The following is a 14,570-nucleotide window of genomic DNA, read 5'->3' on the forward strand; positions in this document are numbered from 1 at the left end:
GTTATTCTCCAACAATAGCTGCAACGAGAGGCGGCTCTTGTGGTAAAGCTCCTTCCCTTGAGCGAACCAACAAGCCTTCATAAAGTTTGAATGCGCCAGCCGCCGCAATTTTCTCACCTTCATGAACGCCTTCAGTGATTAGTTTCGATCCATTAATCTCTGAGATAACCTGTACGGGAACGCGTTTTGCCCGGTAAGCTCCGGGCTCACTGTCGAGTGCGATTAGCTTCATGACATATGAGCCATAAAGATCCTGATTAACTGAAATAACAGGGACTTGATATACCGTCTTGTTCTCACTTATCGGAATGAGCACTTCCAATGGCATGTTTGGTGTGTAGGGGGCGAGGGTTCGGCTAATCTCTGCGCGATATCTCAGGCTACGAGTTGTCTCCGATATTTGTGTGTCTTTTGCTATGACTGTTGCCTGCTGGAAAGACGATGTACCAAGAGAATCAATGTTTCTTACTCGTATCTGAGAGCTTATGTCGAGCTCTGGGTAGAATTGTGGAACACTAAAATCTACCCAGACTTTATCACTGTCTCCAATAAACGTTGAAAGTACTTGGTTAGCAGAGACATAGTCGCCTAACTTGATATCATGAAGCCCTATTACCCCATCAAATGGCGCAATAACGGTCTTTTGTTTGATTGTGACTTGTAGTACCTCAATTTCAGATTCAATCACGATAAGGTCAGCGTAAGCTTGATCATATTGCTCTTGGCTAATCGATTTTTTTTCTAGCAAAGTTAGATAACGTTGAAGTACTGATTGAGCATGTTTTTTGCGTGCTTGTGCCGATTTTATTCTCGCGCGTTCTTCAGAAATATCGACCTGAAATAATAGATCTCCTCCATTAGCCTTTCCACCAGCTTGGAAACCAACAGAGGCAACTTTCCCCGACAGCTCCAGTGATAAATTAGATTGCAGTGGCGATGCCGCACTGCCAAGTACGCTGACAGTCGGTGTATGCTCCGAAACTTTTACGTAGGTGGCATCGACGACTTCGTAGTGCTCAGGGAAGGAGGACGCTATATCTATTGCGACTTTTATTTGATTGTATTTGTAATACCCTAAACCACCTATAATCAAGGCTAAGCTTGATAGCACCCATAGCCAACCTACGAATGAAGACCTTTTCTTTTTCATATAATCACCACAAAAGTTTAAATAACCGCATTCGAACCACATTAGAACCACATTCGAACCACATTCGAACCACATTCGAACCACATTCGAATTATGAATTGTTGGAATTTTTTGTCAAACTGAAAGGTTTAAGTTTCAAGCAATGGTGAGAGCTGGAAGGTAACTTTACTCTTTAAATATCAATTACTTTAAGACGGCATACTTGTGTTGAAATTATATTCATTGACAACCTTTTCGTATTCATAGCAGCTTATCCATAAAGATTGACTCAGGTAGGGAGATTTATTAGCATTCACCCGAATATTATTCGAATGAAGGTCCACTATGCCAGCCCCTAAACACACTATCGCTGAACAAGAGAAGCTAATATTAGATGCTGCTGCACAATGTATTCTCGATACTTCGTTGATCGATTTTAAGATGTCGGCGATTGCTAAAAAAGCTGGTTTATCAATGGGCTCAGTTTATAAGCACATCCAATCTAAAGAAGATGTATTGGTTGCCCTGTCTGTACGTCTTGATAGTCAAGCATCCAATGTTATTCGATTCATTCTTGCTCTACCATATTCACTTCCAGCGAAGATCGTGGCAATTAATCTTGTGTCACAAGAATCAATGTATATTTATTCTTTTTCTTATCAGCTTCTTACGATGATAAGCAGTAGAGACTTGCTAGCCAAAGCCTCTGATAAATGGCTAGCTAAATTATCTTTAGTGTCTACAGAAATTAGGTTTCAGTTTCAAGATGCGTTACGAGAGGCAGTAGGTTCAGAAGAATTACTTTGTGAAGAGGAAGAAAAAGAAGCTCTGATTGAAGAGTTTATGCTGCTGCATTGGGCCGTAAATATAGGCTCCCCTCAAATCCTTAACCACCCCCATGAGACTCATATAAATGAAGCTAAGGTAAACGTTAATGTACCGCTGACATTGGGTCACCCATTAATGAGAGCGACTATCCGTATGACAAATTGCTACCCTTGGAAATACCCAGTGACACGAAAAGAGCTATCTGAAATTGAGCAAGTGCTCATCAAAAATGATTTACGATAGATTTAGATTCTTTCTTAATTTATATAGCCCTTTTAGGATAAAGGAGAGAAGACGAGACAACCATATCTTTTGTTTGTTTCTGGTTAAATCTTTCACTAAAAGCTATATTTTTCAATAAAATAACGGCTTGTATATTGTAACCCACAACAAAAGTAGGTTATTGTGTGTGCAGTTAGGGAAACGCAGGTGAGACTCAACTTCTTAAGTAAGAGGTAGAAAGTAGCCATTCAGGGATGAAGACAAGCTAGCAGCACTCACTCTTTGCAGAAAAGAAGAAAAGCAGAGAGAACTGCTCAAGCAATTGATTCATATCAATCTTCCCCATATTTTTTCACGCTTTGCAACGAAAGCCTTTCCCCAAAACACCCAACCAGTTAGATTTAACAATGGGCGCCTTAGATATTTTACATTTTACATTTTACATTTTACATTTTACATTTTAAAACAATAGGTTATGGTAAGGGGAGAGTATTATCAAGACGCATTAATAATATTTAAAATGCAAATATGATCATAATATTATCGCCGCGTCTGTTTAATAAGCAGTTATATTCCAAGGGGTTGTCAAAGAATGGATTCAAAAATTGATTTTTCATCGTACACTTTAGATGATCTTTATTCATCTTCCGAATCTATTAATCGTGAAAGGTTTCCTGAAAGAGCAAAAGAAATAGATGAACTGATACGACGAAAGAAAAAGGAACTACCAGAAGAAATAGACCATACGAGAGATATTGGAGAGAAAGCTACTAAATCAGATCGGTTAGTGGCGGCCATAATAGATGGGGTGATTGGGATGTTAACCATGATCCCGGTGTTTCACTATATAGGTTTGGACGCATTTAAAGATCCATCATTTTCATTGCTGGGATCATTTTTTTTATATGGGGTCTCAACCACATTATTATGTCATGGTTATCTTCTATATTACTATGGTCAGACTATTGGAAAAAATATTATGTCTATTCGTATAGAGAATTTAGATGGAACAAAAGCCAGCCTAGTTACGATATATTTCAAACGAATGTTACCTATGCAACTTATAGGCTTAGTCCCTTCTGTTGGGCAGTTAGTTACAGGTTTTATAAATCCAATATTTATTTTCGGTAAGCAAAGACGTTGCTTACATGACTATATAGCAAAAACAAAAGTTAGCTATACAAGCAAATAACAAGGTCAGGCAAGCCGACTCCATTAGCTGTCGCATTTCTTGCTAAATCCGCAACAAATCGCGCCAACTACTCCACGGTTGTTGGCGGGCGTTAAGCATTCTATGAAAATGAGTCACGAAGAGTACATAGAGAAAAATAGAAAGAGAGCTGTTGAAATTGCATCAGGCATGATTGATGGTTCAGTTCATTATCTTGAAGGCGTAATTGAGCTTTCTTCATTACGTTTTAAAGGTTGCTTACCAGAAGATGATTCTGACTTTATTGCGTTTAGTGTAGTTGCTTCTGAAGTCGATCATCTTCCTATTGGTGCTTCTAGGCAGTATTGGTCTAAAGAGGCGCTAGAGAAGCATGAGCTTGAGATTCAACAGTCAATTAAGTGGGCAAAGGAAGTATCTTTGTCTGAATGTAAATCGTTAGTGGCGCGGTTCGGTGCTTAACAATCGCCAGTTTGCTATTTAGTTGATGGCGACGTTATGTACCAAGGAGGGGAAATTGGAGTTTTCAACAGCTTATATTTGGTTTCTAGCTAGTCATGTCGTACTCGCTTTTTGTATTTCGCTATTGGTTTTAAGTTGCCCGTTTAGATTTTTTGGTGAAAAGTTTGGCTTGTTTTTGCTTACTTGGTTAGTTCCATTTTTTGGTCCAATATTTGTGCGTTATCGACTCGGAGAACTGGGTTCATTAACAAGCCATAGTTCTTCTGATGGTTCGTGTATTAGTAATGGCGTAGAATCCTCTCCAAACCGTAGTGGTACCAGTGGAAGCTCTGATTAAATTTTTATGTATATAAAAACCTGCCAAATTCAGCCTTACCAATGCCGGCAAAAGTCGGGACAGAGGCAAAAGTCGGGAGACAAAAGTCGGACAAAAGTCGGGACAGCCATATCTTTTGTGCTTTAGCTTATTCCCTACTAGGCTTTAAGTTACCTCTACTTAGTTTTGTTCAGGATAACGATTATGACTTCAGCTCGAAGAATCCTTATCGATGCAGAATCGACTCCGTTTTACCACATAATAAATCGTTGTGTTAGAAGGGCTTTTTTGTGCGGAGAGGATAAACTCACAGGTAAAAGCTACGAGCATAGACGCGGCTGGATTGTCGATAAAGTTAAGGCTCTATCTGCTATTTTTTGTATTGATGTTTGTGCCTATGCGGTGATGAATAATCACTATCATTTAGTCCTTAAAATCGATACCGACAAAGCCAAGTCATTGAGTAACCATGAGGTTATTAGTCGATGGTGTAAGGTAACAAAAGGGCATGATGTAGCGACTAAATATATGAATGGAGAGACCTTAATCGAGGGGGAGCGTTTACTACTTGATGGGTTATTGGCTGAGTGGCACGAACGTCTATCCAGCATCTCTTGGTTTATGAGGTGCCTCAATGAAGAGATAGCGCGTAGAGCCAATCGTGAGGATGGATGTAAAGGGGCTTTCTGGGAGGGGCGCTTTAAGTCACAAGCTCTACTTGATGAACAAGCACTATTAGCCTGCATGATGTATGTTGATTTAAACCCTATTAGAGCAGGGATTGCTAACACACTTCAAGCTTCTGATTATACGTCTATTCAGGAGCGCATTAACGAGCTAAATACACCTGATAAAGACACTAAACCAAATGATGAATCAGAACTAACCTCGAGTGAGCGACTCAAACCCCTTGCCCAATTTGATGGTGCAGCTCATTTAGCGACTCAATCAGGCGTCCCATTTCATTTCTGTGATTATTTACAACTTATCAATTGGACTGGCAGAGCCATTAGGCCAGACAAAAAAGGTTTCATCGACTCAAGTCGTCCTAAATTACTTGATGAACTTGGTATCTCATCCGATGCCTGGATTACCTCAGCAAAAGAGTTTCGCCGCCAATACAGTGGTATTAGTGGTCGTTGGGATGCTATGTGTGCCTTCAAAAGACAGCATCACTGTGGTCAATGGAGCAAAGGTAAAGCCAGCAGTAATGCACTTCATCCATGGCCTTAGAAAGGTCTTCGAGGCTGAAGCCGCACCTAAATAATGTGGGGTCATTCTCCATCCTTAACCAGTGAGTCAGAAAGCCTCTCGTCCCCATAAACTTAGCTGTTAAAACCAGTGTGAATAAGTGACTGGTTACCATCACCCCCGATATAAATGGTTACTGTAAGTACTTTTACTCTAACAAGCTTTTGTCCAGTTATGAGATTAAGCACTGCTAATCACATTCCCACAGGCTTCTTCTAGAAAATAAACCCAAATCGGAGAAGTAAATAATCAGGTGTGAACGCGGCTGTGACCTTCGACAGCATGGATGCTGTCGCAGAGACTATAGGGACACTTTTTACGAAATCAAAAGCCGCGGCGTGTCGCAGAAGTGTTTGCACTTAAGGTCGCTTTTAGGCATCCATGCCTTCACGACATTCGTATATCCCTATACAGCACACACGGCAGGTGATAGATAAACATGAAGTAAAATGATTCCGTAAGCTAACCAAATACTCATTCAGCCCAATGAAACCTTAAAAGATACTTCCCACTTATTATCAGACAAGTGATTTGAATGGCGTGTCACAGAAGTGTTCGCACATTCCTCGCCGGGCAGGCGTTTGATAACAATACTGTATTGGTACTCAGCAAACTAACCAAATACCAAAACCAGCCCAATGAACCCACAAAAGATATTTAACCAACTTGTTATCCGACAAGCTTGAACCTTCAGCTGGTATACAATACCCTCCCATTAAAGTACCTATTATGTGAGAAATGATGAAGAAAGTATTAGTGATCGGCTATGTGTGGCCAGAGCCCAACTCGTCGGCGGCAGGTACACATATGTTGTCGCTGTTAAGGCTTTACAGGCAGCAAGGTTGGCAGGTCGAGTTCGCCACCCCGGCGCAGCCATCAGATCACATGATAGACCTAAGCTTAGAAGGTATAAGCAGTAAAAACATTAGCCTTAACTGTGACAGCTTCGATGCTTATATCTTGGAGTATCAGCCAGACATTGTCATGTTTGACCGCTTTATGATGGAGGAGCAGTTTGGTTGGCGCGTCGAAAAAAACTGCCCTACTGCATTAAAGATACTCGATACCGAAGACCTGCAGTGCCTGCGTAATGCACGTCATCAAGCCGTTAAGGGTGAGCGAGCGCTAACTCAAGCCGACTTGTTCAGCGATATCGCAAAACGTGAAATAGCCGCTATTCTTCGTTGTGACATCTCACTTATCATCTCCAGTTTCGAGATGGAGCTTTTACAAAGCCAGTTTAAAATTGACCCAAGTATTTTGCATCACTTGCCGTTTATGGTGGACTTAAACAAGTGCCCGTCTCAGACAAAAACCTATACTGAGCGTCAGCACTTTATGACCATAGGCAACTTTCGTCATGCCCCAAACTGGGACGCCGTGTTATACCTACAAAAAATCTGGCCATTAATCAGAAAACAGCTGCCCCAGGCCGAACTGCATATCTATGGCTCCTATCCGCCACCGAAAGCAACCGCACTCAATAACCCCAAAACTGGCTTTATCATTAAGGGGTGGGCGGAAGATGCCTATCAGGTAATGGAGCAGTCTCGAGTCTGCTTAGCACCCATTCGTTTTGGTGCCGGTATCAAGGGAAAGCTACTCGATGCCATGATAATGCAAACCCCAAGCGTCACTACAAGTGTTGGCAGTGAAGGCATGATTCAAGATGAGCTGTGGCCAGGTTGCATCACTGATGATATGCAAGATTTTGCCCAAGCCGCGGTGGATTTATACGCTCAAGAGTCGCTCTGGACAGAGGCTCAAAGCCATGCCTCGAGTCTATTAACGGCGCGATACGATGGTGAGATATTAGGACAGAATTGGATGGAAAAGTTGGCTCATACAATAGAAAATATTGACCAGCATAGGCTGAATAACTTTACCGGCGCCATGATGAAGCATCATTCCATGGCGAGCACTAAGTATATGTCTCAGTGGATAGCCGCTAAGAATGCCAACGGCCAATAAATTGAAGTGATGAGAGACAAGGGTGATAACACCGATAAGTGTTATCACCCTTTATCTATAAGCCTAAATCTATAAACCTAAATCATCTATTCAGCTAACTTGAGACTTATCTCCACGCGACGATTCTGAGCACGTCCCTCGGGTGTACTATTGGTCGCAACTGGCAATGCCTCACCACTCCATGATGTATGCAGCATTTTCGCTGGTAAACCAAGGGTTATCAATGCGGCTTTCACCGCTTCAGCGCGCCGCTTAGAAAGCTTGAGGTTATAACTTTTATCTCCGACTGAATCCGTATGAGCCGTGATATCGATACTAGCGATATGTTCCAAGTCACAGATTTTGATCGCAAGTGTATCGACGAAATTAACCAATGATTTGATATTAATCAATCGATTGCTATCGAAGGAAAATAACTCACTGGTATCGATGTTCACCTGTGAGGCAAGAGGCGGTTGAATAGGCTCAGCCTTTGCTACAGGATTTATCTCAACTGCAATCTTACTTTGATGCTTAAGACCAAACTTATAGGTCACTCCAATCGTAAACTCATAAAGATCATCACCTGAATCTGGCGTATCTTGGATCCAACGATAACCCGTATCTAACTCCCAACGGGGTGACATGCGATATTTAAGCCCAAGGCCACTACTGAGCGACACCAGCTCATTAACCCAGGCAGGCCCAAGCTTAAAGTAAAGGGCCGCATCATCAGAGAGCCGATACTGAGTCGACAAATAGGTCGCAATTGAGAAGAGCTCTTCTGAGTGATTAACTTCTTCTGAGCTATTGGCTCCCTCTGAGCGGTAACGCCCCAAGTAACTCATGTCAGCTTCAATGGCTAGATAATTATTGAGGTGATAGCCAAAGGTTATTCCTGTTGTCGCATTCACTGGGTTCTGTTTATCTTGGCCGGACTCTTGACTATCCAGTGGCCTGAGGTCCAGTAAGGCGCCTCCAAACTTGCCGCCTAAATAAAAATCACCTTCACCGTAATAGCTTTCAGCCAACACTTGAGTAGAAAGCAGAGACAAGAGCACTAATGCAGGTGATTGCTTTAACGTTTTTGCTCTCAAATACTTGGATCTCATAGTTCTACTATTCATTCGCCTTTGTTTTATCAGTCTAAGATTTATACGTTTGAGTTTCATTCGTTTCAGCTTCACAGCAGTACCTCAAACATCACGGTAAAATGGTCGTTATAACGTTTCTCTTCTACATCTTTAACTGACACATCTTCAAAGCCCACGTTCAGCATAAATGGGATAATGCTGGCGCCAGGGGCATCTATCTGCCCTATGCCTTCATCGACTAAGCTGCCATTGTTAACCAGCTCAGGTGAAGAGCTACATCCCTGGCAGGTAATGCTATAGGGAATACTGGTGGAACCGCCCATATCTGGTTTCAATGTATAGTCGTTGGCATCTTTACTGATGAGCTTGAATTTAAGTCCGTTTTGAAAATAACCCAACGCCGAGATCTTAAAGCCTGTGGTACCACTCACGGTATGCTTACAGGTGTCATATTCCGGTGTGATATGGCCGTTACCTAGCACATTGATACGGCTGATCACGCTCGGGTTATAGGCTATCTGCATCGAAAATGTAATGGGGATATTACGATAGGTCTTAACCGCCTCAGAGATGTTCGCCTTAAAGCCATAACTGATAACCGCGGTAACCGTGCCGGAATATATTCCTTTGGGCTTGCCCTTCATACGCTCGATTAATTCCCCCTTATCTAAACTGATTATGGGCTGGTAGCGTTTAAAAGGAACCGTCGGGTTATCGAAATTAATACTCTGGTTTGCAATGCAAAAACCGCTACCACTAGTACTTAGCACAGTACTGGTTCCGGCAATCGTTGATTGATCACACACTAAATAGCTATCGGCATACGGCGTCTGAGTAAACTGACCTGAGACTTGATACTTAACCCCACTCATTTTTATCGGCATCGACACATGGTCTGAGCCACTCGATAGTTCAATATTCATATCTGTGGGTGTGGTATATGTCCCCGGTACCCACTTAGTGGTCTCAGGTAGCCTAGCAGGGGTGAACCAATAGTTAGGACGAATAAACTCGCCATCATTGCTGGCATTGGCCCACTCCAGCTTGTCGCCTGTCAACTTACCGTTGATGGTGAACGCTGCGGCAGGCTTGGCACATAGCAATGAAGATAGTGCCAAGCAACTAATAGCGAACAACTTCTGTACAGCAACAGTGTGAGTACCTAAAAATGGCTTTAACGATAGCGTATGCATCTTATTCTCCTCGATTTAAGGTGATCTCTTCCTTGAAAGACTCATCATGATTAAGCACCATCACTTCGAGTTCATCACGCTGTAAATCGTTTGGCACATGCACATTGCGAGTACGGCCAGCAAGAATGGTAAAGTTGGCCTTACACAGGGCCCTATCACTTTCATCACCCCCCTTCCCATTACTATTAGTACTAGTATTAGTATTAGTAATCGATGCTTTATTTTTACTGCACTGGTCGATAACGATATCTATCATGGTATTACCGCTATTTTTCGCCATGATTGTCTCGCCTTTATAGGCCAGCAAGTACTCAACCTTGCTCTCTTTAGCCGGCACTATGTAATAAGGAGAAAAGCCGAACAACATACTGATTTTTGATTGCTCTTTGCCTTCGGTGCTGTAAGACACTGGCTGAATATTGATCTGGTAAACTTGATCTCTATCGGTCACACACTTATCACCACAAATACTTTCCACCAAAATCTCTTTGACCATATTTGGCTCGATAACCAGTTTCGATGGTTTAGTCGCGATCCCCCATGAGTCGAGGTTTTCTCTGGTGTAGGGGATCTTGATTATTTCATTATCCACAATCTCAACTTTGGACATCGAGGTTTGGAGGAAGTAGGTAATTTCGTCAGTATTATCTAGGGTAAATACCCCAGCCTGATTGTCTGCATTGGTTAGCATTAAGCTGCTGATCGCCATCGCCTGAGTATCAAACACAGATAAGGATAAGCAAATAAACAATAAACTTTTAAAAGCATTCATAATTTAATTCCAGTTATTTGCAAAGTTGTCCTGTTTAATCAGACTCTTCGCATAAAGACTTAATTCATTTAATACCGTTTCCTGCTTAGCCGTTAAGCTAGACTCATTGGTGGCATAAATGTATTTACGCTGACCTACGATGCGGGTGATAACAGTCAAACCAACATCGCTGAGTGTTCGTCCTGTATTAATCAAATCGGTTTCATTGGTGAATACACCAACAAAGTAATATTCGCTGCCATCGATAGTGACCGGCTCAAGCTTGTTATCACGGACAAGGGTGAGTGCCTCGTCATTATCTAAGCCGGGGAGACAGTAGTTATTACCTGTATTAACGATATAGGTTAAATCTCTATCTAGACTTGGCGTCACACAGGTTTGGTTCTGTGAGATCAGTTGATAATCAGACCCTGCAATCACAGAGATCTTAAATACCCCCTCCTCTATTTTCTCTACATCGACACACCCTTCGCCGCTACACTGGACATGAGAGATAGCCTTGTTATTCACATCATCAAATGAGGAGATAAAGGTTTTAATCTTAACCAGATCGATCCCTAAAGAGATCACGGTACCAGGTAAGCTATACCCAGTGGTTTCATGGGCTTGATCACTGATATAATTCGATGAATCAGTATCCAGACGTACATTGAACGCCTTATACTTGTCGACAGGAATGACGGTATCTTCTGTGTCTATATTCTGGTTGTAACTTAAGCTGTTATCGTTATAAACCGACAGCAGGCCACGGTGGGCATCTAAACTATTTTGGTTGTCGGCATCGACAATGATATAGGAGTCACTTTTCTGTGAAGTGAAGTAAAACTCGCCCTTACCCGATAATACCTGCGTACTGTTGAGGCTAGTGCTAACCGAGCTGGTACCATCCGAGCTGATATAAGCATAAGTATCAGACATAATATGCTCATCGTTATAACTAATATTACTCGAAAGATCTGAGTTCATGTTTTGATCAATGCCAGTGCCGTTATAGGTGATCCCGACCTCATTGTTCATCGACAATGAATCACCAAATTGCACATCGTTAGCGACACTATTTCTAAACTCATCAAGGCCTTGATGACTTATTGAAACCGATGAGCTTGCGCTCCAATTAGCAGAGAGTGGCACAGTCCACTGCACGCCTGCATACCAATCATCATTCACACCAAAACTATCACCCCCCTGGAAGGTCGCAGAGAAGTTAATGGTTGAGTCGGCAATAAATGAATGGGAGTAGCCTGCACTGACCGACCAGTAGTTACTTTGATCGACAAACTGCCCAGGCGCATTATCCCCATCCACCCTGTTATTGACATAAAGCAGATAACCTTGGCCGCCCAAGATATTAGAGGACACATTGACATTGAGACGCTCATAACCTGCGTTCGATAACATGTAGTTATCTAAGCCATAATCACTGTCGGCAGAATCAAACTTCTCATAGCCAACGCCGACATTATAAAAGTTGGCGTCTGCCGCAATAAACTGGCTGCCATTTGAGTAAGAAGCATATTTAAGTTGGGCTGTAGACACATCATTAATCGACTGCTTAAAACCAATTTCCGCCATGGTGTTATCAGAATTAGAAAGCACCCGGCCGCCAAGCATGATGCTGTCGGTTAACTGATAGGCGGCTTTTCCCTCTATAAAATTATTGGTCTCTAACTCAAGCTGCTGACTCTGATTAATACTTTCAAAGTAGCTATCAATTACCAGCCCATTTGTATCCTTATAGATACCAGCATTAATAAAGCTATCTACATCGATGCGATAACCTAACTTATCTTGAAATGCCCTAAGCTCACGACTCTGGCCATCGAGTGTATCTTCAACATCGTCGTAACGATCATTTAAAATACCCACAGAGAAACTGTAATCATATTCGCTTTTATTGAGTGAAAAAGCGCTGTTATTAAATATTTGCTGACGCTCTCTTAAGATCTCACGTCCCGATGACACTACTACAATTGTTGCCGTATATGAGCCATAAGGCAGATCACGAAAAGCAATGCTCTGCTGTCCGGCATCGACATTCTGGCTATGGATCAGGTGGCCATCACGATATACTTCGATGCGTCCCTTATTAGGTAAGATATAAAACAAGCGTCGGTTGTTCTGCTTACCGCCATCAATCAGGTTTTTAGAGGAAGAGTAATTGATCACATCCTGAGAATAGCCACCGGACAAGTCCATAAATGAGGTGGAATTTTGCTCGTAACCATATTTGAAATGACCCATTTGAAAACGGCGATTACCACTCTCAAAGTCATAGGAAAGCTGCTCAGCCTCAAACTTATCACTGGACGTATCGGCGTAGATACTCGACGTGATCGAGCCATACTTTAAGCCCACCAAAGTTTCATCACGGGCAATCAGAGACGAGCCTCCGTCGCTGAAATAGTGATAATTTACATTGATACTATTAATCGCCCCATATTGATCGTTAGTGGCATCATGGAAAGACTTAGCTGCCTTATGGCTATCAATTAGCCCAGCATTAATAAATAGAGTGAGATGTTTTTGCTCAAAGTCATAGGTAAAAGCGTAGCGTTCTGGCATCAAGCTACATTCAGATACTTTGCCTTGACACAAGCTTGAAGTGGCTATGTTTTTCATCGCCGAGACTATCTCAAAGATAGACTCTTTCTTAACGTAATAGCGGGATAAATATTGCTCTACCCTCCCAAGACTAGCAGAGTTGAGTGAAGCAGATGTCGGTGTTGAGTTTAGTTCAATAGAGACTTGCTCTGTTGCACTGGCAAGCTCGAAGGTAAAATGCTCTGTACTGCCCGCATACATGTCGGCAAACTCTGCAGGGATCTCAATACCTTCACTCTTTACCGACGCATTAGCAGGTAATGAAAATAAAGGGTTAAGGGTAGAAGAGAGGCAAAATAGAATCGATAAAGCTAGTCTGTTATATCTCATAAATCTAACTCTATGCTCATCTTAATGATCCCTTTGCAGTAGTCATCCATTAAGCTCACAGGCTTAAAATTAAGCTCTACATCGAAGTTGCTATACTTACCTACTCGGCCTACACCATCGAACTCCAGATTACTCAGGCCTTCACCAATCTTTATCTCTGCACCATCAACTTTAACCGTCACTAAATCTTGGCTTTCTGTCTGTGTCCCTTTCACGTCATAACAAACAGACTTATTTTCAATAAGATAGAGAGAATATGAGTTAAGTGGATCACTCTTACCGATAGTGGTTTCCAGTTGCAGTACATCGGAGATATCATTAAATTTGTAATTGCGTCCATCGAACTCCAGTTCCCAGTTCTTTTTTACAAACTCAAATTTGATAATGTCTCTGTCGTAAAACTTGTCCAGCTCAATCTTGGTATCGACGCTGAATTCGTGTTGCTTATCGGATGAAGATAAATCAAGAGCCGAGGCATCATCTGCCGCAAACCATAGAGATACAAAAAAGAAAACTTTTAAATATTTCATAAGGGACTCTCGATTTATCAAATACAAAATGCGCGGAACTTAGATAGCTTTCGCTGAATTGATCACTGTGTGCACTTCGATATTCTGGCCAGCAACTAGCTCTGCGCCCATAGAAGTCACAACACTCTCAGTGTTCTCAGTGGTAAAGGTCACTGTGCCAGTTGTCGCAGTGACAGGAACAGACTTGTCCATCTGAGTGCCTTCCATCTTAACTACAGTGCCCATACCAGTCGTATCAAGCGTACCAATCACAGTCTCTAGTGAACTCATGGTCCATTCAGCATCAGGAATGATTTCGCCAACAGCTTCAGCTACTTCACCTTCCATAAAGCCATCAGCACAAGCACCTGCAACGGCTGCAGTACCATCGGCACAGTTACGGTAGTGAAGCTCTAATGAGATCTGATCTGAAGTGAACACACCCGTGCTATCTTTAACATCCAATCCAGCAGAATCGACATAAGGTAGGCGACCTGAAGGACCTGTGATAATCACGCCTTCACCAGGTGCCACTGTCGGTACGATACCTTTCCAGTGCAGCGTAGTGGTTGCATCATCAGCAAGTGCAGAACCAGAAAGTGCGATTAGCGCGAGTGGTAATAAGATTTTTGCATTCATAAAATACATCCTTTTAAAGTTCGATTTACATAGCCTGCATGGCGAAGCAACTTTTTGCGTCACACACCTTGCTAGTTGCATGTATGTTTGATAGGTCAATTTTCAA

Annotated in this window: 13 protein-coding genes; 6 read left to right on the top strand and 7 right to left on the bottom strand. The window is 42.2% G+C overall.

From position 1 onward, the window contains the following. Position 1: 1 nt before the first annotated feature. Entirely contained in the window at positions 2–1,150 is a 1,149-nt protein-coding gene (locus tag sps_RS09395) for an efflux RND transporter periplasmic adaptor subunit (protein ID WP_218919641.1), read from the bottom strand. Positions 1,151–1,474: 324 nt separating this feature from the next. Between sps_RS09395 and sps_RS09400 the strand changes: the two genes are divergently transcribed. From sps_RS09400 to sps_RS09420, 6 genes are all read left to right on the top strand, one after another. Continuing rightward, positions 1,475–2,200, top strand: a complete 726-nt coding sequence (locus tag sps_RS09400; RefSeq protein WP_077752291.1) for a TetR/AcrR family transcriptional regulator — start codon at positions 1,475–1,477, stop codon at positions 2,198–2,200. A gap of 571 nt (positions 2,201–2,771) precedes the next feature. Next, positions 2,772–3,371 (top strand): RDD family protein, encoded by a 600-nt coding sequence (locus tag sps_RS09405; protein ID WP_077752292.1) that lies wholly within the window; start codon positions 2,772–2,774, stop codon positions 3,369–3,371. A gap of 102 nt (positions 3,372–3,473) precedes the next feature. After that, positions 3,474–3,809, top strand: a complete 336-nt coding sequence (locus sps_RS09410) for a DUF2489 domain-containing protein (protein ID WP_077752293.1) — start codon at positions 3,474–3,476, stop codon at positions 3,807–3,809. Positions 3,810–3,864: 55 nt separating this feature from the next. After that, positions 3,865–4,146, top strand: a complete 282-nt coding sequence (locus sps_RS28090) for a hypothetical protein (RefSeq protein WP_149027252.1) — start codon at positions 3,865–3,867, stop codon at positions 4,144–4,146. A 183-nt stretch (positions 4,147–4,329) separates the two neighbouring features. After that, positions 4,330–5,358 (top strand): transposase, encoded by a 1,029-nt coding sequence (locus sps_RS09415; RefSeq protein WP_077752294.1) that lies wholly within the window; start codon positions 4,330–4,332, stop codon positions 5,356–5,358. A gap of 759 nt (positions 5,359–6,117) precedes the next feature. After that, positions 6,118–7,347 carry a glycosyltransferase gene (locus tag sps_RS09420; RefSeq protein WP_077752295.1) on the top strand — a complete coding sequence of 410 codons (1,230 nt, stop codon included), beginning with the start codon at positions 6,118–6,120 and terminating at the stop codon, positions 7,345–7,347. Between the two features lie 86 nt (positions 7,348–7,433). On the opposite strand, the gene sps_RS09425 is transcribed toward sps_RS09420, so the two are convergent. The 6 genes from sps_RS09425 to sps_RS09450 form a co-directional block, all read right to left on the bottom strand. Continuing rightward, a complete protein-coding gene (locus tag sps_RS09425) occupies positions 7,434–8,438 on the bottom strand; it encodes an OmpA family protein (protein ID WP_077752296.1) in 1,005 nt (334 codons plus the stop codon). 71 nt (positions 8,439–8,509) lie between these two features. Continuing rightward, positions 8,510–9,613 carry a hypothetical protein gene (locus sps_RS09430; protein WP_077752297.1) on the bottom strand — a complete coding sequence of 368 codons (1,104 nt, stop codon included), beginning with the start codon at positions 9,611–9,613 and terminating at the stop codon, positions 8,510–8,512. Between the two features lies 1 nt (position 9,614). Further along, a complete protein-coding gene (locus tag sps_RS09435; protein WP_077752298.1) occupies positions 9,615–10,385 on the bottom strand; it encodes a fimbrial biogenesis chaperone in 771 nt (256 codons plus the stop codon). A gap of 3 nt (positions 10,386–10,388) precedes the next feature. Then, complete coding sequence (locus sps_RS09440; protein WP_077752299.1) at positions 10,389–13,316, bottom strand: TcfC E-set like domain-containing protein; 2,928 nt, start codon at positions 13,314–13,316, stop codon at positions 10,389–10,391. Beyond that, positions 13,313–13,846, bottom strand: a complete 534-nt coding sequence (locus tag sps_RS09445; protein ID WP_077752300.1) for a hypothetical protein — start codon at positions 13,844–13,846, stop codon at positions 13,313–13,315. Before sps_RS09445 ends, sps_RS09440 begins: the two co-directional genes overlap by 4 nt. A gap of 39 nt (positions 13,847–13,885) precedes the next feature. Next, a complete protein-coding gene (locus sps_RS09450) occupies positions 13,886–14,464 on the bottom strand; it encodes a hypothetical protein (RefSeq protein ID WP_077752301.1) in 579 nt (192 codons plus the stop codon). Positions 14,465–14,570 lie beyond the last annotated feature (106 nt).

This window comes from Shewanella psychrophila, assembly GCF_002005305.1.
Lineage (GTDB): Bacteria > Pseudomonadota > Gammaproteobacteria > Enterobacterales > Shewanellaceae > Shewanella > Shewanella psychrophila.

What these genes read in the sequence shown, in the direction of transcription:
- sps_RS09395 (WP_218919641.1), bottom strand. Translation starts at nt 1,150, where the DNA reads ATGAAAAAGAAAAGGTCTTCATTCGTAGGTTGGCTATGGGTGCTATCA.
- sps_RS09400 (WP_077752291.1), top strand. Translation starts at nt 1,475, where the DNA reads ATGCCAGCCCCTAAACACACTATCGCTGAACAAGAGAAGCTAATATTA.
- sps_RS09405 (WP_077752292.1), top strand. Translation starts at nt 2,772, where the DNA reads ATGGATTCAAAAATTGATTTTTCATCGTACACTTTAGATGATCTTTAT.
- sps_RS09410 (WP_077752293.1), top strand. Translation starts at nt 3,474, where the DNA reads ATGAAAATGAGTCACGAAGAGTACATAGAGAAAAATAGAAAGAGAGCT.
- sps_RS09415 (WP_077752294.1), top strand. Translation starts at nt 4,330, where the DNA reads ATGACTTCAGCTCGAAGAATCCTTATCGATGCAGAATCGACTCCGTTT.
- sps_RS09420 (WP_077752295.1), top strand. Translation starts at nt 6,118, where the DNA reads ATGAAGAAAGTATTAGTGATCGGCTATGTGTGGCCAGAGCCCAACTCG.
- sps_RS09425 (WP_077752296.1), bottom strand. Translation starts at nt 8,438, where the DNA reads ATGAGATCCAAGTATTTGAGAGCAAAAACGTTAAAGCAATCACCTGCA.
- sps_RS09430 (WP_077752297.1), bottom strand. Translation starts at nt 9,613, where the DNA reads ATGCATACGCTATCGTTAAAGCCATTTTTAGGTACTCACACTGTTGCT.
- sps_RS09435 (WP_077752298.1), bottom strand. Translation starts at nt 10,385, where the DNA reads ATGAATGCTTTTAAAAGTTTATTGTTTATTTGCTTATCCTTATCTGTG.
- sps_RS09440 (WP_077752299.1), bottom strand. Translation starts at nt 13,316, where the DNA reads ATGAGATATAACAGACTAGCTTTATCGATTCTATTTTGCCTCTCTTCT.
- sps_RS09445 (WP_077752300.1), bottom strand. Translation starts at nt 13,846, where the DNA reads ATGAAATATTTAAAAGTTTTCTTTTTTGTATCTCTATGGTTTGCGGCA.
- sps_RS09450 (WP_077752301.1), bottom strand. Translation starts at nt 14,464, where the DNA reads ATGAATGCAAAAATCTTATTACCACTCGCGCTAATCGCACTTTCTGGT.